This is a genomic window from Streptomyces sp. NPDC052040, assembly GCF_044548405.1.
In the GTDB taxonomy this organism is placed as follows: domain Bacteria; phylum Actinomycetota; class Actinomycetes; order Streptomycetales; family Streptomycetaceae; genus Streptomyces.
Map to the genome: position 1 here is coordinate 283,033 of NZ_JBIUBV010000001.1, position 23,809 is coordinate 306,841.

At 70.6% G+C, this 23,809-nt stretch carries 19 protein-coding genes; 12 read left to right on the plus strand and 7 right to left on the minus strand.

The window, feature by feature from the left end; all coding sequences use genetic code 11:
* Positions 1 to 92 precede the first annotated feature (92 nt).
* The 9 genes from ngcE (at position 93) to ACIHAA_RS01230 (ending at position 12,348) form a co-directional block, all read left to right on the plus strand.
* Complete coding sequence (ngcE, locus tag ACIHAA_RS01190; RefSeq protein ID WP_399811383.1) at positions 93 to 1,544, plus strand: N-acetylglucosamine/diacetylchitobiose ABC transporter substrate-binding protein; 1,452 nt, start codon at positions 93 to 95, stop codon at positions 1,542 to 1,544.
* A gap of 81 nt (positions 1,545 to 1,625) precedes the next feature.
* A complete protein-coding gene (locus ACIHAA_RS01195; protein ID WP_399811386.1) occupies positions 1,626 to 2,552 on the plus strand; it encodes a carbohydrate ABC transporter permease in 927 nt (308 codons plus the stop codon).
* A 2-nt stretch (positions 2,553 to 2,554) separates the two neighbouring features.
* The gene (locus ACIHAA_RS01200; RefSeq protein ID WP_399811389.1) at positions 2,555 to 3,478 is read left to right on the plus strand and encodes a carbohydrate ABC transporter permease; all 924 of its coding nucleotides are present in this window, start codon (positions 2,555 to 2,557) and stop codon (positions 3,476 to 3,478) included.
* 327 nt (positions 3,479 to 3,805) lie between these two features.
* Positions 3,806 to 5,005: an ROK family protein gene (locus ACIHAA_RS01205; protein ID WP_399811393.1), complete on the plus strand. Its 1,200-nt coding sequence runs from the start codon at positions 3,806 to 3,808 to the stop codon at positions 5,003 to 5,005.
* A 133-nt stretch (positions 5,006 to 5,138) separates the two neighbouring features.
* A complete protein-coding gene (locus tag ACIHAA_RS01210) occupies positions 5,139 to 6,236 on the plus strand; it encodes a sugar ABC transporter substrate-binding protein (RefSeq protein ID WP_399813672.1) in 1,098 nt (365 codons plus the stop codon).
* Between the two features lie 181 nt (positions 6,237 to 6,417).
* Positions 6,418 to 7,209 (plus strand): ATP-binding cassette domain-containing protein, encoded by a 792-nt coding sequence (locus ACIHAA_RS01215; RefSeq protein WP_399811396.1) that lies wholly within the window; start codon positions 6,418 to 6,420, stop codon positions 7,207 to 7,209.
* On the plus strand, positions 7,206 to 8,501 hold the full coding sequence (locus ACIHAA_RS01220; RefSeq protein ID WP_399811398.1) for a sugar ABC transporter permease: 1,296 nt from the start codon (positions 7,206 to 7,208) through the stop codon (positions 8,499 to 8,501). Before ACIHAA_RS01215 ends, ACIHAA_RS01220 begins: the two co-directional genes overlap by 4 nt.
* A 254-nt stretch (positions 8,502 to 8,755) precedes the next feature.
* Complete coding sequence (gene dxs, locus ACIHAA_RS01225) at positions 8,756 to 10,690, plus strand: 1-deoxy-D-xylulose-5-phosphate synthase (protein WP_399811401.1); 1,935 nt, start codon at positions 8,756 to 8,758, stop codon at positions 10,688 to 10,690.
* Positions 10,691 to 10,836: 146 nt separating this feature from the next.
* Positions 10,837 to 12,348, plus strand: a complete 1,512-nt coding sequence (locus ACIHAA_RS01230; RefSeq protein ID WP_399811403.1) for an amino acid permease — start codon at positions 10,837 to 10,839, stop codon at positions 12,346 to 12,348.
* Positions 12,349 to 12,355: 7 nt separating this feature from the next.
* Here the strand turns inward: ACIHAA_RS01230 and ACIHAA_RS01235 are convergent, their stop codons facing one another.
* Complete coding sequence (locus tag ACIHAA_RS01235) at positions 12,356 to 12,754, minus strand: NTP pyrophosphohydrolase (protein ID WP_399811406.1); 399 nt, start codon at positions 12,752 to 12,754, stop codon at positions 12,356 to 12,358.
* Positions 12,755 to 12,882: 128 nt separating this feature from the next.
* On the opposite strand from ACIHAA_RS01235, the gene ACIHAA_RS01240 reads away from it, so the two are divergent.
* Positions 12,883 to 13,896 carry a hypothetical protein gene (locus ACIHAA_RS01240; protein WP_399813673.1) on the plus strand — a complete coding sequence of 338 codons (1,014 nt, stop codon included), beginning with the start codon at positions 12,883 to 12,885 and terminating at the stop codon, positions 13,894 to 13,896.
* A 153-nt stretch (positions 13,897 to 14,049) separates the two neighbouring features.
* Here the strand turns inward: ACIHAA_RS01240 and ACIHAA_RS01245 are convergent, their stop codons facing one another.
* From ACIHAA_RS01245 to ACIHAA_RS01265, 5 genes are all read right to left on the minus strand, one after another.
* Positions 14,050 to 16,179, minus strand: a complete 2,130-nt coding sequence (locus ACIHAA_RS01245) for a 3-hydroxyacyl-CoA dehydrogenase NAD-binding domain-containing protein (RefSeq protein ID WP_399811409.1) — start codon at positions 16,177 to 16,179, stop codon at positions 14,050 to 14,052.
* Positions 16,176 to 17,393 carry a thiolase family protein gene (locus ACIHAA_RS01250; RefSeq protein WP_399811411.1) on the minus strand — a complete coding sequence of 406 codons (1,218 nt, stop codon included), beginning with the start codon at positions 17,391 to 17,393 and terminating at the stop codon, positions 16,176 to 16,178. Before ACIHAA_RS01250 ends, ACIHAA_RS01245 begins: the two co-directional genes overlap by 4 nt.
* A 384-nt stretch (positions 17,394 to 17,777) precedes the next feature.
* Positions 17,778 to 19,052 (minus strand): HRDC domain-containing protein, encoded by a 1,275-nt coding sequence (locus ACIHAA_RS01255; RefSeq protein ID WP_399811414.1) that lies wholly within the window; start codon positions 19,050 to 19,052, stop codon positions 17,778 to 17,780.
* A 317-nt stretch (positions 19,053 to 19,369) separates the two neighbouring features.
* A complete protein-coding gene (locus tag ACIHAA_RS01260) occupies positions 19,370 to 20,032 on the minus strand; it encodes a response regulator transcription factor (protein WP_067229335.1) in 663 nt (220 codons plus the stop codon).
* A gap of 406 nt (positions 20,033 to 20,438) precedes the next feature.
* Entirely contained in the window at positions 20,439 to 21,104 is a 666-nt protein-coding gene (locus ACIHAA_RS01265; RefSeq protein ID WP_399811417.1) for a DUF3000 domain-containing protein, read from the minus strand.
* A 268-nt stretch (positions 21,105 to 21,372) separates the two neighbouring features.
* Here ACIHAA_RS01265 and hemE point away from each other — a divergent pair, with 268 nt between their 5' ends.
* Positions 21,373 to 22,440: a uroporphyrinogen decarboxylase gene (hemE, locus tag ACIHAA_RS01270; RefSeq protein ID WP_399811420.1), complete on the plus strand. Its 1,068-nt coding sequence runs from the start codon at positions 21,373 to 21,375 to the stop codon at positions 22,438 to 22,440.
* A gap of 31 nt (positions 22,441 to 22,471) precedes the next feature.
* On the opposite strand, the gene ACIHAA_RS01275 is transcribed toward hemE, so the two are convergent.
* The gene (locus ACIHAA_RS01275; RefSeq protein ID WP_399811422.1) at positions 22,472 to 23,290 is read right to left on the minus strand and encodes a rhomboid family intramembrane serine protease; all 819 of its coding nucleotides are present in this window, start codon (positions 23,288 to 23,290) and stop codon (positions 22,472 to 22,474) included.
* A gap of 125 nt (positions 23,291 to 23,415) precedes the next feature.
* On the opposite strand from ACIHAA_RS01275, the gene ACIHAA_RS01280 reads away from it, so the two are divergent.
* Positions 23,416 to 23,763 carry a hypothetical protein gene (locus ACIHAA_RS01280; RefSeq protein ID WP_399811424.1) on the plus strand — a complete coding sequence of 116 codons (348 nt, stop codon included), beginning with the start codon at positions 23,416 to 23,418 and terminating at the stop codon, positions 23,761 to 23,763.
* Positions 23,764 to 23,809: the final 46 nt, after the last annotated feature.

The window sequence follows — 23,809 nt, forward strand, 5'->3', positions numbered from 1 at the left end:
TCCCTCATGCACGACCCCAGCTTCACCATCACCGCGGTGCCGGGGAGGATCCGGTTCACCGCCTGAGTCCTGGAGAAGGCGAGGACTTGAGCATGGGATCCACTTCCGGCGAGAACACGGGCCCCGGCGGCGTCGGCCGCCGCGACCTCATCAAGCGGTCCGCCGCGCTCGGCCTGATCACCCTTCCCGCGACGGGCCTGCTCTCCGCGTGTGCCAGCAGCGGGGGAGGCGGCGGGGACAAGGCCAAGACGGGCAAGAAGACCAAGCAGAATCCGCTCGGCGTCAACGAGACGGCCCAGCTGGAGTTCGTCCTCTTCGACGGCGGCTTCGGCAAGGAATACGCCCAGGACGCGGTGAAGATCTACGAGAAGGACTTCCCCAAGGCCAAGGTGAAGTTCTCCGCCACCCAGAAGATCCAGACCACCCTTCAGCCCCGTTTCAACCAGGGCAATCCGCCGGACCTCATCGACAACTCCGGCGCCGAGCAGATGGACATGGGCGTCCTCGTCGGCAAGAACCAGCTCGCCGACCTCACCCCGCTCCTGGACGCCCCCTCCTACGACGACCCCGCGAAGAAGGTCCGTGACACCCTGCGCCCGGGCATCGTCGAGATGGGCCAGTTCGACGGCAACCCCGTCTGGATCATGTACTACGCCTACACGGTGTACGGCGTCTGGTACTCGCAGAAGGCCCTGGACTCGCTCGGCGAGGCCTATCCGCAGACCTGGGACGAGATGCTCAAGGTCTGCGAGAAGGCCAAGAAGCAGGGGATGGCGGGCTGGACCTACGCGGGCAAGTACCCGTACTACATCCCCTTCTCCCTCTACCCGATGATCGGCAAGGTCGGCGGCCGCGAGGTCCTCGACGCCATCGACAACCTGGAGCCGAACGCCTGGAAGCACCCGGCCGTCAAGGCCTGCTTCGAGGCGTACTACGAGCTGTACAAGAAGGGCTACATCCTCAAGGGCACGCCCGGCCTCGACCACATCCAGTCGCAGACCGCCTGGGCCAAGGGCAAGGCGCTGTTCATCCCCAACGGCTCCTGGGTGGAGAACGAGTCCGCGAACGTCATCCCGGCCGACTTCGGCCTGGCCGTCTCGGCCCCCACCGGCCTGGACTCCTCGGACAAGCTGCCCTTCGGCACCATCTGGGCCTCCGGCGGCGAACCGTTCATCGTCCCGGCCAAGGCGCACAACGCCGAGGGCGGCATGGAGCAGCTGCGCATCATGCTCGGCGAGGCCTCCTCGAAGAACTTCACTTCCAAGGTCAAGTCGCTCACCGCGTTCAACGGCGGCACCACCGGCATCAGCCTCACCCCGGGCCTGAAGTCCGGTGTGGCGGCGCTGGAGAAGGCCGGAAGCAATGTCCTGAACCCGCGCATCCAGGACTGGTACGTGCAGCTCCAGAAGGAGAAGATCGGTGTGGGCGGGCTCGGGGAGATGATGGCCGGGCGCCTCACCCCGGCCGAGGCCGTCAAGCGGATCCAGGGCTTCGCGGACGAGGCCGCGAAGGACCCGACGATCAAGCACTACAAGCACAACTGAGGATCCGTCACCAGCGGCGGCCGCCCGCATGCCCGTGGGTCATGCCTCGTGGGTCATGCAGTGAGATCGGGGTCGGTAGCAATGCAGCACGGCAAGTACCGGTTCATCGCGGGGTTCCTGGCGGTTCCCCTCGGGCTGTACGCGCTCTTCGTCGTATGGCCGTTCATCCAGTCCATCTACTACTCGTTCACGGACTGGACCGGGCTGAGTCCGGAGTTCAGGATGGTGGGCTTCGACAACTACACGAGGATGTTCCACGACGACATCTTCTGGAAGTCGCTGTGGCACAGCCTCCTGTTCGCGCTGCTGCTGCCGCTGGTGACGATCGGTCTGGCGCTCTTCTTCGCCTTCATGATCAATGTGGGCGGGCGGCGCCGGAAGGGCGGCCCGGTGATCACCGGTGTGCGCGGCTCGTCCTTCTACAAGATCGTCTACTTCTTCCCGCAGGTGCTCTCGATCGCCATCGTCGCTCTGCTGTTCGCGTTCGCGTACAACCCGGACAGCGGCGCGATCAACTCGCTGCTGCGCGGCATCGGGCTCGGCGGCGTCCAGCCGCTGTGGCTGGGCGATCCGAGCCTCGCCCTGTGGTGTGTGATGGCCGTGCTGGTCTGGTCCTCGGTCGGCTTCTTCGTGGTGCTGTTCTCCGCCGGGATGGCGTCCATCCCGGCGGATCTGTACGAGGCCGCGCTGCTCGACGGGGCGGCCCGGGCCACCACGTTCTTCCGGATCACCCTGCCGCTGCTGTGGGACACCGTGCAGTCCGGCTGGGTGTACATGGGCATCCTCGCCCTGGGTGCCGAGTCGTTCGCGGTCGTACAGATCATGACGACCGGACCGGGCGGCCCCGACTACTCGACCACCGTCCTGGTGCTCTACGTCTACCAGAAGGCCTTCCGTGACGGTCAGGCCGCCTACGCAACCACGATCGGTGTCGCCCTGCTCGTCGTCACACTGCTCTTCGCGGCGATCGTGATGCGGCTGGGCCGGCGCGAGCGGCTGGAGTTCTGATCATGAAGACGACCGAGACCCCCGCCCCGGTGCCCGCCGAGTCCGGCGCCCCCGCCACCGAGGTCCCCGCCCCGGCCGGGAGGCCGCCCCGCGAGAAGCGGGAGGGCACGGTCCTCAACGCCTTCTCGCACGGCATGCTCGTGCTGTGGGCGTTCATGGTGGTGCTGCCCCTGCTGTGGGCGGTGATGACGTCCTTCAAGGACGACAGCTCGATCTTCAGCTCGCCCTGGGCGCTCCCGGACCGGCTGCACTTCGACAACTGGGCGCGGGCCTGGACCGACGCCAACATGAGCGACTACTTCCTCAACACCGTGCTGGTGGTGGGCGGTTCGCTCATCGGGACCCTGGTCCTCGGGTCGATGGCCGCGTATGTGCTGGCCCGCTTCGACTTCCCGGGCAACCGGTTCATCTACTACCTGTTCGTCGGCGGCATGAGCTTCCCGATCATGCTCGCCCTGGTCCCGCTGTTCTACGTCGTGAACAACATGGGGCTGCTGAACACGATCCACGGGCTGATCCTCGTCTACATCGCCTACTCGCTGCCCTTCACGGTCTTCTTCCTGACCGCGTTCTTCCGCACCCTGCCGACCTCGGTGGCCGAGGCGGCCTTCGTGGACGGTGCCTCGCACAGCCGGACCTTCTTCCAGATCATGCTGCCGATGGCGAAGCCGGGCCTGATCAGCGTGGGGATCTTCAACTTCCTGGGCCAGTGGAACCAGTACATGCTGCCCACGGTCCTGAACACCGACCCCGACAAGCACGTCCTCACCCAGGGGCTGGTCCAGCTGGCCGCCAGCCAGGGTTACAAGGGCGACTGGTCGGGACTCTTCGCGGGCCTGGTGATGGCGATGCTGCCGGTGCTGGCGGCCTACATCGTCTTCCAGCGCCAGGTGGTGCAGGGGCTCACCGCGGGGGCCCTGAAGTAGGGCGCGGCCGCCCGGCGCGGCCCCCGGAGGCCCCCGGGAGCCGCCGAGCGGCACGGCGTGCCACCCGGCACCCCTACGCTTCGCTCGCGCCCCCTACCTGCGTGATCCGGCCAGCAGGCGTCCTTCCCGTGAACCGGGGGCGGCGCCGGTGTGACCGTCCGCACTCCTCGCGATCTTCCTCGATTTCCGTCAAGGACTTGACTGCGGTAACCCGTTCAGCGGAGCTTGGAGTTCACAACTTGTAAGTGGCCCGGATCCCGCTGCCGTGATCTGGGCCACACTGGCGGCGTCGTGGCCGCCGGGCTGAGGGCAGGAGTGGATGAGTCGATGGAGACTCCGGGGTCGCAGTCGTCGCTGCACCGAGCAAATCTGGAACGCGTCGTCCGTGCGGTGCGCCTCGCCGGGTCGCTCACGCAGGCGGAGATCGCGAGGACGACGGGCCTGTCCGCGGCAACGGTCTCCAATATCGTGCGGGAGCTGAAGGACGGGGGGACCGTCGAGGTCACGCCCACCTCCTCGGGCGGCCGCAGGGCCCGGAGCGTGTCCCTGAGCGGGGACGCCGGCATTGTCATCGGCATCGACTTCGGGCACACCCATTTGCGCGTCGCGGTCGGAAACCTCGCCCACCAGGTGCTGGCCGAGGAGTCGGAGCCGCTGGATGTGGACGCCTCTGCCGCACAGGGCTTCGACCGGGCGGAAGAGCTGGTCAGCAGGCTGATCGAGGTGACCGGGGTGGACCGGTCCAAGATCGCGGGCGTGGGCCTCGGCGTGCCGGGTCCGATCGACGTCGAGTCGGGCACCCTCGGCTCCACCGCGATCCTCCCGGGCTGGACCGGCGCCCGGCCCGCCGAGGAGCTGCGGGGGCGGCTCGGCGTGCCGGTGCACGTGGACAACGACGCCAATCTGGGCGCCCTCGGCGAGCTGGTCTGGGGCAGCGGCCGGGGGGTCAGGGACCTCGCGTACATCAAGGTCGCCAGCGGTGTCGGCGCCGGTCTGGTGATCAACGGGACGATCTACCGGGGGCCCGGCGGCACGGCCGGGGAGATCGGGCACATCACCCTCGACGAGTCCGGCCCGGTCTGCCGCTGCGGCAACCGGGGGTGCCTGGAGACCTTCACCGCGGCGCGCTATGTGCTGCCCCTGCTCCAGCCGAGCCACGGCTCCGAGCTGACCATGGAGGGCGTGGTCAGGCTGGCGCGGGACGGCGATCCGGGCTGCCGCCGGGTGATCGCCGACGTCGGCCGCCACATCGGCAGCGGGGTGGCCAATCTCTGCAATCTGCTGAACCCGAGCCGGGTGGTGCTCGGCGGCGATCTCGCCGAGGCCGGGGAGCTGGTCCTCGCGCCCATCCGGGAGTCCGTCGGCCGGTATGCGATCCCCAGCGCCGCGCGCCAGCTCTCGGTGCTGCCGGGGGCGCTCGGCGGCCGTGCCGAGGTGCTCGGCGCGCTCGCTCTGGCACTCAGCGAGATGGGTGATTCGACCCTTTTGGACGGCACGCTTACCGTCGTGGCCCCCGCCTTCACTTAGAAAACGGATGGCACCGTTGCCATCTCGTTAAGGATTTACTTCTTGACGCCGAACCTGCGGCCGAGTTGACTTCCAGCCACCTCGGCCGCAACGACGCGGCCTCGTCAGGGAGGTTTCTGAAGTGAACACGCGTATGCGTCGTGCCGCCGTTGCCGTTGCCGCGAGTGCCATGGCCGTCTCGCTCGCCGCCTGTGGCAGCGCCAAGGAGTCGGGCGGCAGCTCTTCCTCGTCGGGCCCCAAGAAGGGCGACGCCATCAAGGTGGGTCTGCTCCTTCCGGAGAACAAGACCGCGCGGTACGAGAAGTTCGACAAGCCCCTGATCGAGAAGAAGATCAAGGAGCTGACGGGCAACAAGGCCACGCTGGAGTACAACAACGCCCGCCAGGACGCGAACCTCCAGGCCCAGCAGGTCGACACCATGATCACGGACAAGGTGGACGTCCTGATCGTCGACGCCGTCGACTCCAAGGCCATCGCCAACTCGGTCAAGAAGGCCAACGACGCGGGCATCCCGGTCGTCGCATACGACCGCCTGGCCGAGGGTCCGATCAAGGCGTACACCTCGTTCGACAACACCGAGGTCGGCAAGACGCAGGGCGAGGCCCTCCTGAAGGCCCTGGGCGGCAACGCCAAGAAGGGCAAGATCGTCATGATGAACGGCGCGGTGACCGACCCCAACGCCGCCCAGTTCAAGGCGGGTGCTCACTCCGTCCTCGACGGCAAGGTCAACATCGGCCGCGAGTTCGACACCAAGGAGTGGTCGCCGGACAACGCCAACGCCAACATGGAGGCGGCGATCACGGCGCTCGGCAAGCAGAACATCACCGGCGTCTACTCCGCCAACGACGGCATGGCCGGCGGCATCATCACCGCCCTCAAGGCCGCGGGCATCACCAACATCCCGGTCACCGGCCAGGACGCCGAACTGGCGGGTGTGCAGCGCATCGTCACCGGTGAGCAGTACATGAGCGTCTACAAGTCCTACCCGCAGGAAGCCGACATCGCCGCGGAGATGGCCGTCGCGCTCGCGCAGGGCAAGTCGCTCGACTCGATAGCGAAGGACAAGGTCGACAGCCCGACCGTCAAGCAGGTTCCCTCCGTCCTCGTCCCGGTCGTCGCGCTGACCAAGGACAACATCAAGGACACGGTCATCAAGGACGGCATCTACACCGTCGCGGACATCTGCACCCCGCAGTACAAGTCGGCCTGTGACAAGGCCGGTCTGAAGTAAGCGGACCCGAGCCCTTTCCCCGTACGGCGATTCGTCCTTGAATTCCCGTACGGGGACCGGCCCACGCACACTCCTCCGGCGCCCCGCGCTCACCAGCCCCGCAAGCTCGTCGCGGGGTGCCGGACGGAACATTCCCCCCAAACTTCTGCACAACCTCCCGCCGGGTCAGGCGGCGAAGGAGTTGGTTCACGTGTCCGCTACGCCCGTGCTGGCGTTGCGCGGGGTCTCCAAGCGGTTCGGTGCCGTCCAGGCGCTCACCGACGTAGAGCTTGAGGTCCACGCCGGTGAGGTGGTCGCCCTGGTCGGCGACAACGGTGCCGGAAAGTCCACGCTGGTCAAGACGATTGCCGGCGTGCACCCCATCGATGAGGGCGCCATCGAATGGGAGGGCAGGCAGGTCCAGATCGGCAAGCCGAACGACGCCCAGACCCTCGGCATCGCGACCGTCTACCAGGACCTCGCGCTGTGCGACAACATCGACGTCGTCGGCAACCTCTTCCTGGGCCGCGAGCTGAAGAAGCGCGGCATCCTCGACGAGGTCGAGATGGAGCGGCGCGCCCGCGAACTGCTGACCACCCTGTCGATCCGGATCCCCAGCGTCCGTATCCCGATCGCCTCGCTCTCCGGCGGTCAGCGCCAGACCGTGGCCATCGCCCGCTCCATGCTCGGCGAGCCCAAGCTGGTCATCCTGGACGAGCCCACCGCGGCACTCGGCGTCGAGCAGACCGCCCAGGTCCTCGACCTGGTCGAGCGGCTGCGCGAGCGCGGCCACGCGGTGATCCTCATCAGCCACAACATGGCCGACGTGAAGGCCGTGGCGGACAAGGTCGCGGTGCTCCGCCTCGGCCGCAACAACGGCGTCTTCGAGGTGAAGACCACCTCGCAGGAGGAGATCATCTCCGCCATCACCGGCGCCACCGACAATGCCGTGACCCGCCGTGCGGCGCGCACGACCGGGGAGGTTTCCCAGTGAGCATCGAAAAGACCTCCGAGGCGCCCGAGAACGTGCCCGCCGTGGAGAACCCCGAGGCCGCAGCGGCCGCGGTGACCGCGGTCGACCCCCGTCTCCTGGTGCGCGAGCAGGGCCTCGCCGGATACCTCGGCGAGTTCAAGCGCAAGATGCGCGCCGGTGAGCTGGGCTCGATGCCCGTCATCGTCGGCCTGGTCATCATCTGCGCCATCTTCCAGAGCCTCAACTCGGCCTTCCTGTCCGCGCAGAACCTGAGCGACATCACCGTCACGATGGTCGGCACGGGCATGATCTCGGTCGGCATCGTCTTCGTGCTGCTGCTCGGCGAGATCGACCTGTCGGTCGGCTCGGTCAGCGGCGCGGCCAGCGCGCTCGCGGCCGTGTTCGCCGTCAACCAGGGCTGGCCCGAGTGGGTTGCCGTGCTGGTGGCCGTCGCCATCGGCGCGGGCATCGGCGCGCTGCACGGCTTCTTCTTCGCGGTGCTGGGCGCGCCCGCCTTCGCCGTGACCCTGGCCGGTCTGCTCTTCTGGCTGGGCTTCATGCTCCAGGTCCTCGGCGCCAACGGCACCATCAACCTGGACAGCGACGGCCTCATCGGCCAGCTCACCACGTACTTCTTCTCCGATGTGGCGGCCGCCTACGGCCTGGCCGCGGTCGTGGTTGCCGTGTTCTTCGCCACCTCCTACCTGGGCAACCGTCGCCGCGAGGCCGCGGGCATTCCGTCCCGGCCGCTCAGCGAGACGGTCCTGCGCACGGTCCTGCTCGCCGTGGTCTCCTTCGCCGCGGCCTACATGTACAACCAGTACAAGGGCCTGCCGCTGGCCACCGTGATCTTCCTCGCCTTCCTGGTGCTCACGGACTTCCTGCTCCGCCGCACCGCGTACGGCCGCAAGATCTTCGCGCTCGGCGGCAGCGTCGAGGCCTCCCGCCGTGCCGGTATCAACGTCACGGCCGTGCGGATCTCGGTCTTCGCGATCTCCGGGTTCTTCGCCGCCGTCGGCGGCCTGTTCCTGGCCTCCAAGATCGCCTCGGCCAACCAGAGCGCCGGTACCGGCGACCTGCTGATGAACGCCATCGCGGCGGCCGTCATCGGCGGCACCAGCCTCTTCGGCGGCCGGGGCCGCACCTGGAACGCCCTGCTCGGTGTGCTGGTGATCGTCTCCATCCAGTACGGCCTCCAGCTGGAGTCCATCGCCGAGCCGGTGAAGTACATGATCACCGCGGGTGTGCTGCTCACCACCGTGGTGATCGACTCCGTCACCCGCAAGACCCAGAAGACGGCCGGCCGCGCCTAGCCCCCGGCCGCGGGGGCTTTGGGCCCCCGCGGACGGGCGCGGCAGCCCTCTTCACCCCTGTGCCCGGCACCCGTGCGGTGCCGGGCACAGTCCTGTGCCGGGGGCCGCACGGACCGCCCCGCGGCCCGCCCGGCGCGGGGCGGCCGAAAACCGATACCCCGAATACGAGGGCCGCCCATGATCCGCACAGGCGGAACATTAGACTCGACGGGCCCGGCAATAGCTTGACTCAGCTCTACTGCAAGGAGGCACGGGTGCCGCTGCTGACCCGCATCAGGGGACCGCGCGATCTGGACCGGCTCAGCCTGGAGGAGCTGGACCAGCTGGCAGAGGAAATCAGGACCTTCCTCGTCGACGCCGTCTCCAAGACCGGCGGCCACCTCGGCCCCAACCTCGGTGTGGTCGAGCTCACCATCGCCCTGCACCGCGTCTTCGAGTCGCCGAAGGACAAGGTCCTCTTCGACACCGGCCACCAGGCCTATGTGCACAAGCTGCTCACCGGCCGTCAGGACTTCTCCGGGCTGCGCAGCAGGGGCGGCCTGTCCGGGTACCCCTCGCGCGCCGAGTCCGAGCACGACATCATCGAGAACTCGCACGCCTCCACCGTCCTCGGCTGGGCCGACGGCCTCGCCAAGGCCAACGAGCTGCTGGAGCGGGACAGCCATGTCGTCGCCGTCATCGGCGACGGGGCCCTGACCGGCGGCATGGCCTGGGAGGCCCTCAACAACATCGCGGACGCCAAGGACCGGCCCCTGGTCATCGTCGTCAACGACAACGAGCGCTCCTACGCCCCCACCATCGGCGGCCTCGCCAACCACCTGGCCACCCTGCGCACCACCGACGGCTACGAGAAGTTCCTCGCCCGCACCCGGGAGGTGCTGGAGCGCACCCCCGTCGTCGGCAGGCCCCTCTACGAGACGCTGCACGGCGCCAAGAAGGGTCTGAAGGACTTCATCGCCCCGCAGGGCATGTTCGAGGACCTGGGCCTGAAGTACGTCGGCCCGATCGACGGGCACGACATCGAGGCCCTGGAATCCGCGCTGGCCCGCGCCAAGCGCTTCGGCGGCCCGGTCATCGTGCACTGCCTCACCGAGAAGGGCCGCGGCTACAAGCCCGCCGAGCAGGACGAGGCCGACCGCTTCCACGGCATCGGCCCCATCCACCCGGACACCGGCCTGCCCATCAAGGCGGGCGCCGCGAGCTGGACCTCCGTCTTCGGTGACGAGATGGTCCGCCTCGGCCGCGAGCGCAAGGACATCGTCGCCATCACCGCGGCGATGCTCCAGCCGGTGGGCCTGAAGAAGTTCGCGGACGCCTTCCCCAACCGGATCTACGACGTCGGCATCGCCGAGCAGCACGGCGCGGTCTCCGCGGCCGGCCTCGCCACCGGCGGCCTGCACCCGGTCTTCGCGGTCTACGCGACCTTCCTCAACCGCGCCTTCGACCAGGTCCTCATGGACGTCGCCCTGCACAAGTGCGGAGTGACCTTCGTGCTCGACCGGGCCGGTGTCACCGGCGACGACGGCGCCTCCCACAACGGCATGTGGGACATGTCGATGCTCCAGGTGGTCCCGAGCCTCAGGATCGCCGCCCCGCGCGACGCCGAACAGCTGCGCGCCCAGCTCCGCGAGGCCGTGGAGGTCGACGACGCGCCGACCGTGCTGCGCTACTCCAAGGGCATCGTCGGCCCGGCGGTGCCCGCGGTGGGCACGGTCGGCGGGATGGACGTGCTGCGCAAGGCCGAGGCCCCGGTGCCGGACGTGCTGCTGGTGTCGGTCGGCGCCCTCGCGCCCATGTGCCTGGAGATCGCAGACCTGCTCAAGAAGCAGGGCATCTCCACCACCGTCGTCGACCCCCGCTGGGTCAAGCCCGTCGACGAGGCCCTCGCCCCGCTCGCCGAGCAGCACCGGGTGGTCGTCACCGTCGAGGACAACTCGCGGGCCGGTGGTGTCGGCTCCGCGATCGCCCAGGCCCTGCGCGACGCCGGGGTGGATGTGCCGCTGCGCGACTTCGGCATCCCGTCGCGCTTCCTGGACCACGCCTCCCGCAAGGAGGTCATGGCGGAGATCGGCCTGACCGCCACGGACATCGCCCGCCAGGTCACCGGGCTGGTCTCCCGACTCGACGGGCGGTACGACCGTACGGCCGCCTCGCGCACCGGGGACCCGGTGGAGTCCGCCCGGGACTGACGCCGTCCCACCGATCGGCCGGGCCGGTCCCGCCTCTTTTACGGTGGCGGGACCAGCCCATTTGCGTGGATCCCACCCTTTTGGGGCATAGGCCCTACGCCCCCCTCTCCATCATGTCGGGGACGATGATGCGTGGGAGGTACGCCGTGAGCAGGACTCTCTTCCGGACCAAGGACGTCGAGCAGTCGATCCGGGACACCGAGGAGCCGGAGCACGCACTCAAGAAGACACTCTCCGCCCTGGACCTGACCGTCTTCGGCGTCGGGGTCATCATCGGCACCGGCATCTTCGTGCTGACCGGCAAGGTCGCCAAGGAGAACGCGGGACCGGCCGTCTCGCTGTCCTTCGTCGTGGCCGGTGTCGTCTGCGCCCTGGCCGCGCTCTGCTACGCCGAATTCGCCTCGACCGTCCCGGTCGCGGGCTCCGCCTACACCTTCTCGTACGCCACCCTGGGCGAGCTGCCCGCCTGGATCATCGGCTGGGACCTGGTCCTGGAGTTCGCGCTGGGCACGGCGGTGGTCGCGGTCGGCTGGTCCGGCTACATCCACTCGCTGCTCGACAACGCGGGCTGGCAGCTGCCCGCCGCCCTCGGCGGCCGGGAGGGGGCGACCGGCTTCGGCTTCGACATCCTGGCCGCCGCGCTCGTCCTGGCGCTGACCGCCATCCTGGTCGTCGGCATGCGGCTGTCGGCCCGGGTCACCCAGCTCGTCGTCGCGATCAAGGTCGTCGTGGTGCTGATCGTGATCATCGCGGGCGCCTTCTTCATCAACACCGCCAACTACAAGCCCTTCGTCCCGAAGTCCGAGGCCGTGCCCGCGGCCGGCAGCCTCAAGGCACCCCTCATCCAGCTCATCGCGGGCTGGGCACCCTCCAACTTCGGGGTGCTGGGCGTCTTCACCGCCGCCTCCGTCGTCTTCTTCGCCTTCATCGGCTTCGACATCGTGGCGACCACGGCCGAGGAGACCCGCAACCCCCAGCGCGACGTGCCCCGCGGCATCCTCGGCTCCCTGCTGATCTGCACCACGCTCTATGTCGCCGTGTCGATCGTGGTCACCGGAATGGAGCACTACACCGACCTGTCGGTGGACGCGCCGCTCGCCGACGCCTTCAAGGCCATCGGACACCCCTGGTACGCGGGAGTGATCAGCTTCGGCGCCGCCATCGGCCTGACCACGGTCTGCCTGATCCTGCTGCTCGGCCAGAGCCGGGTCTTCTTCGCGATGAGCCGGGACGGGCTGCTGCCCCGCTTCTTCTCCCGGGTCCACCCGCGCTTCAAGACCCCGCACCGGCCGACCATCCTGCTCGGCGTGGTCATCGCCGTCGTCGCGGGCTTCACCAGCCTCAGCGAACTCGCCGAACTCGTCAACATCGGTACGCTCTTCGCCTTCATCGTGGTGGCGATCGGCGTGGTCGTGCTGCGCCGGAGCCGGCCCGACCTCCACCGCGCCTTCCGCACCCCGTTCGTCCCGGTGGTGCCGATCCTCTCGGTGTGCGCCTCGCTGTGGCTGATGCTGAACCTGCCCGCCGAGACCTGGCTGCGGTTCGCCCTCTGGCTGCTGGTCGGCTTCGTGATCTATTTCCTCTACGGCCGCACCCACAGCCGGGTGGGGGAGCAGCAGCGCGCGGCGGCCGGGCGGTCCGGCGACAGCGCCCCCTGACCGCCCCTCAGCCCCGCTCCGCCGGGGGCTCCTGCGTGCGCACCGACCGCGGGCCCAGCACCTGGGCGCCCCGCTCCCGCACCCGTCGGCGCAACTCCCGGTCCGCCGTGACGACCAGCACGGAACGCTCCCCGGCCGCCTCGGCCAGCTCCACGATGCGGTCGTCACCGCTGCCGGGCGCCGACTCCACCCGTACGCCGGGCACGGACTCCACCCCGCGCGCCGCGCCCTCGACCACGAGCACCAGTTCCACCGGGCCGGGAAGGCCGGGCAGTCCCTCCTCCGCGTACCGCACCAGCCGGTCCCGCAGCCGCTCCGCGGCACCGCGGCGGTCCCGCCACCAGCCGTCGGGCACGGATCCGACGACGTTCGCGGCATCGACGACGACCAGGGGCACGGCATTCATGCCCCCAGCCTCGCACGAGCCCGTCACCCCCGGTCCCGCGGCGTCCGTCCCGGGGGTGACGGGGCGCCGAGCGCCCCGCGGGCGGGGACGGACGCCCCTACAGTGGGGGCGTGTCGACGGTGCCCACTGTGAACGGCTCCTGGCTGCTGCGCGGCCGGGACGGGAGCCTGAGCGCCTACGCCCCGCGGGACGCGGCGGTGTGGTGCCGGGCCGAGCACCATCCGGAGCTCTCCTGGGGACCCCCGCGCAGGGTCGGCGGCGACCAGCGCCTGCACGCCCCGCTGGCCCTCGGGCAGGGCGCCGACGGATACGCCCACCTGGCCGCCTGGCGCCCCACGGTCCCGGGCGAGTCAGGACTCGTCCACTCCACCCACTTCCGGCCCCGGCTCTCCGCGCTCGACTGGACCCCCATCGGCCACCCGGACAAGAAGGGCGACCGCACCGGACCCCCGGCGGTGGCCGTGGACGCCGAGGGCCGCGCCCATGTCTTCGTACGCAACCAGGGCGGCGGCGTCAGCATGCTCGCCCAGAAGGAACGCGGCGGCTGGAGCCCCTGGCAGGACATCGGCGGTCCGGGCGCGCACGAGGAACTCGCCGCCGTGACCGCCGGTTCGGGACGCGTCGAGCTGTACGCCACCACCGCGGACGGCATTCTGAGCTGGCGCCAGGAGGAGCCGGGCGGGCCCCTGGCCCCCGACGAGGCACTGGAGACGGACGTACGGCCGGGCACCCTGACCGCCCTGTGCACGTCCAAGGAGCACACCACGCTGCTCTTCGCGGACCCCGGGGGTGTCCTGCACGCCTGGCGCCCGGGCGGCGCCCCCCTCCCGCTGCTGCTCGCCGCGGGACCGGGCCCGGTGGCGGCCCTGCGCTGTGCCGTCGACGGCTACGACTGCATGCTGCTGGCCCAGCGGTCGTCCTCCGGGCGGGCCGTCCTCGCCGCCTGCCCCACCGAGCAGGAGTCGGCGGGCCTGTGGTGGAGCGAGTCCGGCCCGCAGCTGCCGGTCGGCACCCGGGTCGCGCTGGCCGAGGACGCGGCCGGGCGGGTGGTGGCCGCGAGCCACACCCCGGACGGTGAACTCCGCCTCGCCCGGCAGAAGGACGAACCCGGACTCGCGCTGGCGGCCTGGCAGCCGGTGTGACACCCGGGGGCCTTGCCGCCCCCGGGGACGGCGAAGGACCTCCCCCGGGCCTTCGGTTCCTCTTCGGTTCCTCTTCGATTCCGACGAAGGGCCTCCGCCGAGTGCGGAGGCCCTTGTCGGGGGCGGCGGCTGCCGCCGGGTGCGCTTACGGGGTCACGCCGGGACCGACGCCACGCCCTGCTCCAGGAACCGCTTGCCGTTCACCCGCTCGGAGACACCCTCGCGGTCCAGGTACGGCGTGACGCCGCCCAGGTGGAAGGGCCAGCCGGCGCCCGTGATCAGGCACAGGTCGATGTCCTGGGCCTCGGCCACGACGCCCTCGTCGAGCATCAGGCCGATCTCCCGCGCCACCGTGTCCAGGACGCGGGCGCGGACCTGCTCCTCGGTCAGCACCGTGTCGCCCTGCTTCAGCAGCGCGGCCACCTCGGGGTCCAGCTCCGGCTTGCCGCTGTCGTAGACGTAGAAGCCGCGCTTGCCGGCCTCGACGACCGCCTTGAGGTTCGGGGAGACCTTGTAGCGGTCCGGGAAGGCCTTGTTGAGGGTCTCCGAGACATGCAGACCGATCGCCGGGCCGACCAGCTCCACCAGCACCAGCGGGGACATCGGCAGACCGAGCGGCTCGACCGCGCGCTCCGCGACCTCGACCGGGGTGCCCTCGTCGATGACGTTCTGGATCTCGCCCATGAAGCTGGTGAGGATGCGGTTGACGACGAACGCCGGGGCGTCCTTGACCAGGACCGCGGTCTTCTTCAGCTTCTTGGCGACACCGAACGCCGTGGCCAGCGAGGCGTCGTCGGTCTGCTCGCCGCGGACGATCTCCAGCAGCGGCAGCACGGCGACCGGGTTGAAGAAGTGGAAGCCCACGACCCGCTCGGGGTGCTGGAGCTTCGACGCCATTTCCGACACCGAGAGCGAGGAGGTGTTGGTGGCGAGGATGGCGTGCGCGGGGGCGACCGCCTCGACCTCGGCGAACACCTTCTGCTTGACCGACATCTCCTCGAACACGGCTTCGATGATGAAGTCCGCGTCCGCGAAGCCCTCGGCCTTGTCCAGGACACCGGAGACCAGGGCCTTCAGGCGGTTGGCCTTGTCCTGGTTGACCCGGCCCTTGGCGAGCAGCTTGTCGATCTCGGCGCGGACATAGCCCACGCCCTTGTCGACACGCTCCTGGTCGATGTCCGTGAGGACGACCGGGACCTCCAGGCGGCGCAGGAAGAGCAGGGCGAGCTGCGAGGCCATCAGGCCCGCGCCGACCACACCCACCTTGGTCACCGGGCGCGCCAGGCTCTTGTCGGGGGCACCCGCCGGGCGCTTGCCGCGCTTCTGGACGAGATTGAAGGCGTAGATGCCGGAGCGCAGTTCGCCGCCCATGATCAGGTCCGCGAGGGCCTGGTCCTCGGCGTCGTAGCCCTGCTGGAGGTCGCCGTTCTTGGCCGCGGCGATGATGTCGAGCGCACGGTAGGCGGCCGGGGCCGCGCCGTGCACCTTGCCGTCGGCGATGAAGCGGCCCCGGGCGACGGCCTGGTCCCAGGCCTCGCCGCGGTCGATCTCCGGGCGCTCCACCACGATCTCGCCCTTGAGGACCGCCGCCGTCCAGATCAGCGACTGCTCCAGGAAGTCGGCGCCCTCGAAGAGGGCGTCCGCGATACCCAGCTCGAAGACCTGCTTGCCCTTGAGCTGCCGGTTCTGGTTGAGCGAGTTCTCGATGACGACCGTGACGGCCTTGTCGGCGCCGATCAGGTTCGGCAGCAGGGTGCAGCCGCCCCATCCGGGCACCAGGCCGAGGAAGACCTCGGGCAGGGAGAAGGCCGGGAGGGCCGCGGACACGGTGCGGTAGGTGCAGTGCAGACCGACCTCGACACCGCCGCCCATCGCCGCGCCGTTGTAGTACGCGAACGTCGGCACGGCCAGCTTCGCGAGGCGCTTGAAGACCTCGTGACCGCCCTGGCCAATGGCGAGCGCGTCCTCGTGCCGCTTCAGCAGCTCGACACCCTTGAGGTCGGCGCCGACCGCGAAGATGAACGGCTTGCCGGTGATGCCGGCACCGACGATGTCGCCGGCCGCGGCCTCCTTCTCGACCCGGTCGATCGCGGCGTCGAGGTTCGCCAGCGACTGCGGGCCGAAGGTGGTCGGCTTGGTGTGGTCCAGGCCGTTGTCCAGGGTGATCAGGGCGAACCGGCCCGCACCCAGCGGCAGATCGAAGTGGCGTACGTGCGCCTGGGTGACGACCTCGCCGGGGAACAGCTCGGCCGCACCCTTCAGCAGCTCAGCGGTGGTGCTCACTTGTCCCCCTCGAAGTGCGGGTTCTCCCAGATGACCGTCGCGCCCATGCCGAAGCCGACGCACATGGTGGTGAGGCCGTAACGGACCTGCGGCTGCTCCTCGAACTGGCGTGCCAGCTGCGTCATCAGACGGACGCCGGAGGAGGCGAGCGGGTGACCGAAGGCGATGGCGCCGCCGTACTGGTTGACGCGCGCGTCGTCGTCCGCGATGCCGTAGTGCTCCAGGAAGGCCAGCACCTGGACGGCGAAGGCCTCGTTGATCTCGAACAGATCGATGTCGGAGATGGACAGGCCCGCCTTGGCGAGCGCCTTCTCCGTGGCCGGGATCGGGCCGTAGCCCATGACCTCAGGCTCGACGCCCGCGAAGGCGTACGAGACCAGGCGCATCTTCACCGGCAGGTCGTGCTCGCGGGCGAAGTCCTCGCTGGCGATGATCGAGGCGGTGGCGCCGTCGTTCAGGCCGGCCGCGTTGCCCGCGGTGACCCGGCCGTGGACGCGGAACGGCGTCTTCAGACCCGAGAGGTTCTCCAGGGTGGTGCCCGGGCGCATCGGCTCGTCGGCCGTGACCAGGCCCCAGCCGGTCTCGCCGCCCTCGGGGCTGGTGCGGCGCACCGAGATCGGCACCAGGTCCTGCTGGATCTTGCCGTTGGCGTAGGCCTTGGCGGCCTTCTCCTGCGAACGCACCGCGTACTCGTCGGCACGCTGCTTGGTGATGCCCGGGTAGCGGTCGTGCAGGTTCTCCGCCGTCATGCCCATGAACAGGGCGGACTCGTCGACCAGCTTCTCGCTGACGAAGCGCGGGTTCGGGTCGACGCCCTCGCCCATCGGGTGGCGGCCCATGTGCTCGACGCCACCGGCGATGACGGCATCGTAGGCGCCGAACGCGATCGAGCCGGCGGTGGCCGTCACGGCCGTCATCGCGCCCGCACACATGCGGTCGATGGAGTAGCCGGGCACCGAGGTCGGCAGGCCCGCGAGGATGCCCGCGGTGCGGCCGAGGGTCAGGCCCTGGTCGCCGATCTGGGTGGTCGCGGCGATGGCGACCTCGTCGATCTTCTTCGGGTCGAGACCCGGGTTGCGGCGCAGCAGCTCCCGGATCGCCTTCACGACGAGATCGTCGGCACGGGTCTCGTGGTAGATGCCCTTCGGGCCCGCCTTGCCGAACGGGGTACGGACGCCGTCGACGAAGACGACGTCCCTGACGGTACGAGGCACGATGGCTCTCCTCCAGGGTGCGGGGTAGCGCTGCGGCGACGCGCTGAGCGCGTGCTCAGCACCATGCTACTTACGAGTAACCAAGCTGCCCAGTCCCGCCGGGCCAAGCGGCGAAGGTCACACCGCCGGGGGAGGAGAGGAGAAGAGGCGGGGAGGGCGCGGTGGGGGAGGAGTGACGCAGGAGGGCGGGGCCGGGGGAGCGGGGATCGGGGGAGTGGGGAGCCGTCCGGGGCCGGGCGACGGGTTGGCGGGATTTCGACTCTGTGGGGACCTGGGCGGGGCCTGGCTTCGGGTGCGCCGGAGGGCGGGGCGGCCGGGGGCCGCGCCCGCTGAGGCGTGTACGACGTTGCGACGCGTACGACGTGTACGACGTTGGCGAATGGGTCAGCCGGTGGTGGACAGCGCGGCCACCAGGACCGGGGTGACCTGCTCGACCTGCCAGGGCCTGGCGCCGTGCCCGGCCAGCGCGGCCGCCACGGACGCCTCATCGGCGGGCTTCGGCGGCTCCCAGCACAGGCGCCGCACGGTGTCCGGGGAGACCAGGTTCTCCTGGGGCATGGCGAGCTGCTCGGCGAGTTCCGAGACGGCGGTGCGCGCGGCGGAGAGCCGGGCCGCGGCCGCCGGGTCCCGGTCGGCCCAGGCCCGCGGCGGCGGAGGACCGGCCACCGGCTGCCCGGGCTGCGGCAGCTCGGACTCGGTCAGCGCCCTCGACCGGTCGATCGCGGCCTGCCACTGCTCCAGCTGGCGCCGTCCCATGCGATGGCCGAAACCGCTCAGCCCGGCCAGGGCGTGCACGTTCGGCGGCAGGGCGAGCGCCGCCTCGATGATCGCGGCGTCCCCCAGCACCTTGCCCGGCGAGACGTCGCGGCGCTGGGCAACCCGGTCCCGGGTCTGCCACAGCTCGCGGACGACGGCCATCTGCCGACGGCGGCGCACCTTGTGCATCCCGGACGTACGACGCCAGGGGTCCTTGCGCGGCTCGGCCGGCGGCGCGGAGGCGATCGCGTCGAACTCCTGCCGGGCCCAGTCCAGCTTGCCCTGCCGGTCCAGCTCCTTCTCCAGGGCGTCCCGCAGATCGACGAGCAGTTCGACGTCGAGGGCGGCATAGCGCAGCCACGGCTCGGGCAGCGGCCGGGTCGACCAGTCGACGGCCGAGTGGCCCTTCTCCAGTACGAAGCCCAGAACGCTCTCGACCATGGCGCCGAGGCCCACCCGGGGATACCCGGCAAGGCGCCCCGCCAGTTCGGTGTCGAACAGACGGGTGGGAACCATGCCTATCTCGCGCAGGCACGGCAGGTCCTGGGTGGCGGCGTGCAGCACCCATTCCACCCCGGAGAGGGCCTCGCCCAGGCCCGACAGGTCGGGGCAGGCCACCGGGTCGATCAGGGCGGAGCCCGCGCCCTCGCGGCGCAGCTGGACCAGATAGGCGCGCTGGCCGTATCGGTAGCCGGACGCGCGTTCGGCATCGACGGCCACGGGGCCCCGGCCGGCGGCGAAGGCGGCGATCACCTCGGCGAGCGAGGCCTCGTCGGCGATCACCGGCGGAATGCCGTCGCGCGGCTCCAGCAAGGGGATCGGCGCCGCTTCGACATCGTCCGAAGGGGCGCCTCCGGTGGTTCGCAGTGGGCTGTCTGCTGCGGTCTCTTGGGCGTCGGTCACCTGTCAAGGGTATCCGTGTGTGGACGGCGCCCGCCGACGGAACGTTCCGTCGACGGGCGCCGGAGGGGCGCAAACCAGTCACGCGGGGCACTTGGCGGCAGCGGAATTACTGTGCCCGCGGGCGACGGGGGCGGGGCGGACGCGGGGGAGAGGTGGGGAAGGCGGCGGAAGGGGGTGACGGAAAGCGGCGAAGGCGGGCGGGGAAGCGGCTGAGGGGAAGGCTGAGGGAAGCGGAGCAGGGAGCGGCGGAAGGAAGCGGAGGGAAGCGGGAGGAGTCGGGTCGGCGGCCCGAGTGAGGCTCGGTGGGACTGGGTGGATCAGTGGATGATGCCGGTCCTGAGGGCCACCGCCACCATTCCGGCGCGGTCGCCGGTGCCCAGCTTGCGGGCGATGCGGGCGAGATGGCTCTTGACGGTCAGTGCGGACAGGCCCATGGAGACGCCGATCGCCTTGTTGGACTGTCCCTCGGCGACCAGGCGCAGCACCTCGACCTCGCGGCCGGACAGCTCGCGGTAGCCGCCCGGGTGGCTCGGGGCGCCCGGGGGGCGGCGGTGCAGACGCGCGGCGGCGGCGCCGATCGGCGCGGCGCCGGGCCGGGTGGGGAGCCCGACGTTGGTACGCGTACCGGTGACGACATAGCCCTTGACTCCGCCCGCGAGGGCGTTGCGGACGGCACCGATGTCGTCGGCGGCGGACAGGGCGAGCCCGTTGGGCCAGCCCGCGGCGCGGGTCTCGGACAGCAGGGTGAGGCCGGAGCCGTCGGGGAGGTGGACGTCGGCGACGCAGATGTCACGCGGGTTGCCGACACGGGGGCGGGCCTCCGCGATCGACGACGCCTCGATGACGTCGCGCACTCCTAGCGCCCAGAGATGGCGGGTGACGGTGGAACGGACCCGGGGGTCGGCCACGACCACCATGGCGGTCGGCTTGTTCGGGCGGTAGGCGACCAGGCTTGCGGGCTGCTCGAGGAGAACGGACACCAGGCCTCCTGGGGGTGCGGGACGGGGCCGGCTCTGGGGATGAAGCCGGAACGAACCGTGCTTTCAAGGTCACAGTCGTCTTCGGCACCAAACCCGTGCTCCTTTAGAGAATGATCACGATTTGGTGAGTAACAATCCGGGCAATTCGGATGCACGAGCGATCAGGCGAAGATCGATTTGGTTCGGTCCTTTATGGATCAGGGTCCGAAAGTGGCCGTATCGACAAAGAGACGGCAAGAAGTGTCAAGTCGGGATTGACAGGCCGTGAGGTATGCACAGGTGACCGCCGCGGCGCCGGTGGCAGCGTCCGCCGCGGCGGTTGTGGATGTGCCTGTGAGAGTGACCGCCGCGGCGGTTGTCGAGGTGGTTGTCGAGGCGGCTGTCGCGATGTGCGTCGCCGCCGGGGTCAGCGGGGCTGCGGTCCCCGCCGCTGCGGCAGCGTCACCACCGACCCGTCCCCCGGCCCCGCGGGGGGCAGACCCGCCACCTGGGCCAGCAGATCGCACCAGGACGCGAGGTGGGCGGCCGTGTCCGGGACGCCGCCGAGCCCCTCCCGCGGTGTCCAGGACGCGCGGATCTCGATCTGGGAGGCGGCCGGGCGCGCGGAGAGCCCCCCGAAGTAGTGAGAACTCGCGCGGGTGACGGTGCCGCTCGGCTCGCCGTACGACAGCCCGCGGGCCTGGAGCGCACCGGTCAGCCAGGACCAGCACACCTCGGGCAACAGGGGATCCGCGGCCATCTCCGGTTCGAGTTCCGCGCGCACCAGGGTCACCAGGCGGAAGGAGCCCTGCCAGGCCTCGTGCCCGGCCGGGTCGTGGAGCAGCACCAGGCGCCCGTCGGCCAGGTCCTCGTCCTCCTGGACGACCGCCGCCTCCAGGGCGTAGGTGAAGGGAGCCAGCCGCTGCGGCGCGCGGGTCGGCTCGACCTCCATCTCGGGCCGCAGCCGCGCGGTCTTCAGCGCGTCGACCGCGGCACGGAACGGCGGCGGAGCCGTATCCCTCGCATCCTGTTCCCCCTCCTCCGCGTCGTCCATTCCGTCCGCGCCGTCCAGTCGTTCCTGAGCCGCAGCCATGCGGGGAAGAGTAAGGGGAAGAAAGCACGTTCGCAGGGAGAGACACCCGATGCCCGGGGCGGTTTGACGGGGAACGGCGCGGTGTGGTCGCTGCCTTGGGCGCCCGGCTCCGACCGTGCGCCGGTGCGCTGCGGACACGCGGTTCGCGCGGGGCGGGCGCGACATCTCACGCCCCCGGCGCTCCCCCGTCCTCCTCGGTACCAGGGGCCCGGCCGCGGCGTCCGCCACCCCGGAGGGGGCCGTCCCCGGCGCGTGGGAGACTTTGGTCGTGAGTGCCGAGAACCGCCCCGCGACGGGCCAGCCGACAGCGACGTACGACTCCGCCTTCCTGAAGGCGTGCAGGCGCGAACCCGTACCGCACACCCCGGTGTGGTTCATGCGGCAGGCCGGGCGGTCCCTGCCCGAGTACCGCAAGGTCCGCGAGGGCATCCCGATGCTGGAGTCCTGCATGCGGCCCGAGCTGGTCACCGAGATCACGCTCCAGCCGGTCCGCCGGCACGGCGTGGACGCGGCGATCTACTTCAGCGACATCGTCGTCCCGCTCAAGGCCATCGGTGTCGACCTCGACATCAAGCCGGGCGTCGGCCCCGTCGTCGAGAACCCCATCCGCGGCCGCGCCGACCTGGCGCAGCTGCGCGATCTGACCCCCGAGGACGTCTCCTACGTCACCGAGGCGATCAGGCTGCTCACCGCCGAGCTGGGCCCGACCCCGCTGATCGGCTTCGCGGGCGCCCCCTTCACCCTCGCCAGCTACCTCATCGAGGGCGGCCCCTCCCGTACGTACGAGCACACCAAGGCGCTCATGCACGGCGACCCCGCCCTGTGGGCCGAGCTGCTCGACCGGCTCGCGGACATCACCGCCGCCTTCCTGAAGGTCCAGATCGAGGCGGGCGCCTCGGCCGTCCAGCTCTTCGACTCCTGGGCCGGGGCCCTCGCCCCCGTCGACTACCGCCGCTCCGTGCTGCCCGCCTCGGCGAAGGTCTTCCGGGCCGTCGCGGACTACGGCGTGCCGCGCATCCACTTCGGTGTCGGCACCGGCGAACTGCTCGGCCTGATGGGCGAGGCCGGTGCGGACGTCGTGGGCGTCGACTGGCGTGTCCCGCTCGACGAGGCCGTCCGCCGGGTCGGCCCGGGCAAGGCCCTTCAGGGCAACCTCGACCCCGCCGTCCTCTTCGCCCCGCAGGAGGCCGTCGAGGCGAAGACCCGCGAGGTGCTGGACGCCGCCGCGGGCCTTGAGGGCCATGTCTTCAACCTCGGCCACGGTGTCATGCCGAACACCGACCCGGACGCGCTCACCCGGCTCACGGAGTACGTCCACACGCAGACGGCCCGCTGACCGCGCTGCCGCCGGGACCCCGCCCGCCGGATCACCACCCGTGCCGCGCCTGCCTGCCCCACAGCAGGCCCCGCGGCTCGGGCGGCGGCGGGGTGCCCCGGCGCAGCGGCCAGGCCAGGACCATGCCCACCAGGAAGCCGACCACATGGGCCGCGTACGCGACCGTTCCGGCCTCGGAGACGCCGCCCCCGTACGAGTAGACCGCCTGGAGTCCGAACCAGAAGCCCAGCACGATCCACGCGGGCAGGCGCAGCGGCAGGAAGATCAGGAACGGCACCAGCACCCACACCCGCGCCCGGGGATACAGGACCAGATAGGCGCCGAGCACGCCCGCGATCGCGCCGGACGCGCCGATCAGCGGGTCGCCCGAGGCGTTGTTGAGGAGCGCGAAGCCGTACCCGGCCGCATAGCCGCACGCCACGTAGAACAGCGCGAACCGCACATGTCCGAGCCGGTCCTCGATGTTGTTGCCGAAGATCAGCAGGAACAGCATGTTGCCCAGCAGATGCAGCCAGCTCCCGTGCAGGAACATCGCCGTGAAGACCGACGCCGACGGCGACTTCCGGTAGCCGGGCGGCCCCACCACGCAGCCCGGGCCGTGCGGCCCGACGCCCACCGCGCCGGTGGGCACCAGACGCGGCAGCTGATCGTGGATCAGCTCCTTGGGCACCGCCGCGTAGTGGTCCAGGAAGGCCTGGAGGTGGCACAGCTGGGCGAGGTCGCTCTGTCCCGCCACCGATCCGGCCATGCCGGGGGTCAGCAGGAAGACGACGAGGTTGGCCGCGATCAGCGCGTAGGTCACATAGGGCGTGCGCCGTACCGGGTTGACGTCATGAACGGGAATGACCACAGGACAGTACTGCCCGGCACGCGCCCGGCGAATCGGTGAACACGCCGGTGGGCCCGTGCGTATGTCTCCTCAACCGCCCGCGGTGCGGGCAAGGCGTGCCGCGGGGACGACGTGAGGAACAGGCGATGAACGACCGGGACACCCCTGCGATACACGCTCTGCCCGATGGCGAGGCCGAACTTGCGCTGGTGATCCGCCTGCCCTGGGAGGACATCGCCCGGCTGGGCCAGGAGGCGGGACGGCTGGCCGCGCAGATGCAGCGTCCGGTGACCCTCGACGAGGCCGTCGGCCACCGGCTGCGTTCCGTCCGCCCCGGCGCCGCGCACGCCAGGCCCCCGGCGGCGGGGCCCCAGCCGTCCGCCGCCGTGCCCGCCAGCGCCTCGGTGTCCTCACTGCCGCCGCGGCCGCCCGCCGAGCAGGCCCGGCAGGCGATCGAGCGGATCACGGAACCCGGCCGACACGAATCGGCCTGAGGGAGCGGCCGGGTGGGGGCCCGAAGGCACAGCCCACCGGTAGTGC

Bases quoted from the DNA above. Each gene is read 5' to 3' on its own strand.
- ACIHAA_RS01280 (WP_399811424.1), top strand. From the start codon at position 23,416: ATGAACGACCGGGACACCCCTGCGATACACGCTCTGCCCGATGGCGAG.
- ACIHAA_RS01235 (WP_399811406.1), bottom strand. From the start codon at position 12,754: ATGAATGCCGTGCCCCTGGTCGTCGTCGATGCCGCGAACGTCGTCGGA.
- ngcE (WP_399811383.1), top strand. From the start codon at position 93: ATGGGATCCACTTCCGGCGAGAACACGGGCCCCGGCGGCGTCGGCCGC.
- ACIHAA_RS01210 (WP_399813672.1), top strand. From the start codon at position 5,139: ATGCGTCGTGCCGCCGTTGCCGTTGCCGCGAGTGCCATGGCCGTCTCG.
- ACIHAA_RS01265 (WP_399811417.1), bottom strand. From the start codon at position 21,104: ATGGCTGCGGCTCAGGAACGACTGGACGGCGCGGACGGAATGGACGAC.
- ACIHAA_RS01195 (WP_399811386.1), top strand. From the start codon at position 1,626: ATGCAGCACGGCAAGTACCGGTTCATCGCGGGGTTCCTGGCGGTTCCC.
- ACIHAA_RS01200 (WP_399811389.1), top strand. From the start codon at position 2,555: ATGAAGACGACCGAGACCCCCGCCCCGGTGCCCGCCGAGTCCGGCGCC.
- ACIHAA_RS01205 (WP_399811393.1), top strand. From the start codon at position 3,806: ATGGAGACTCCGGGGTCGCAGTCGTCGCTGCACCGAGCAAATCTGGAA.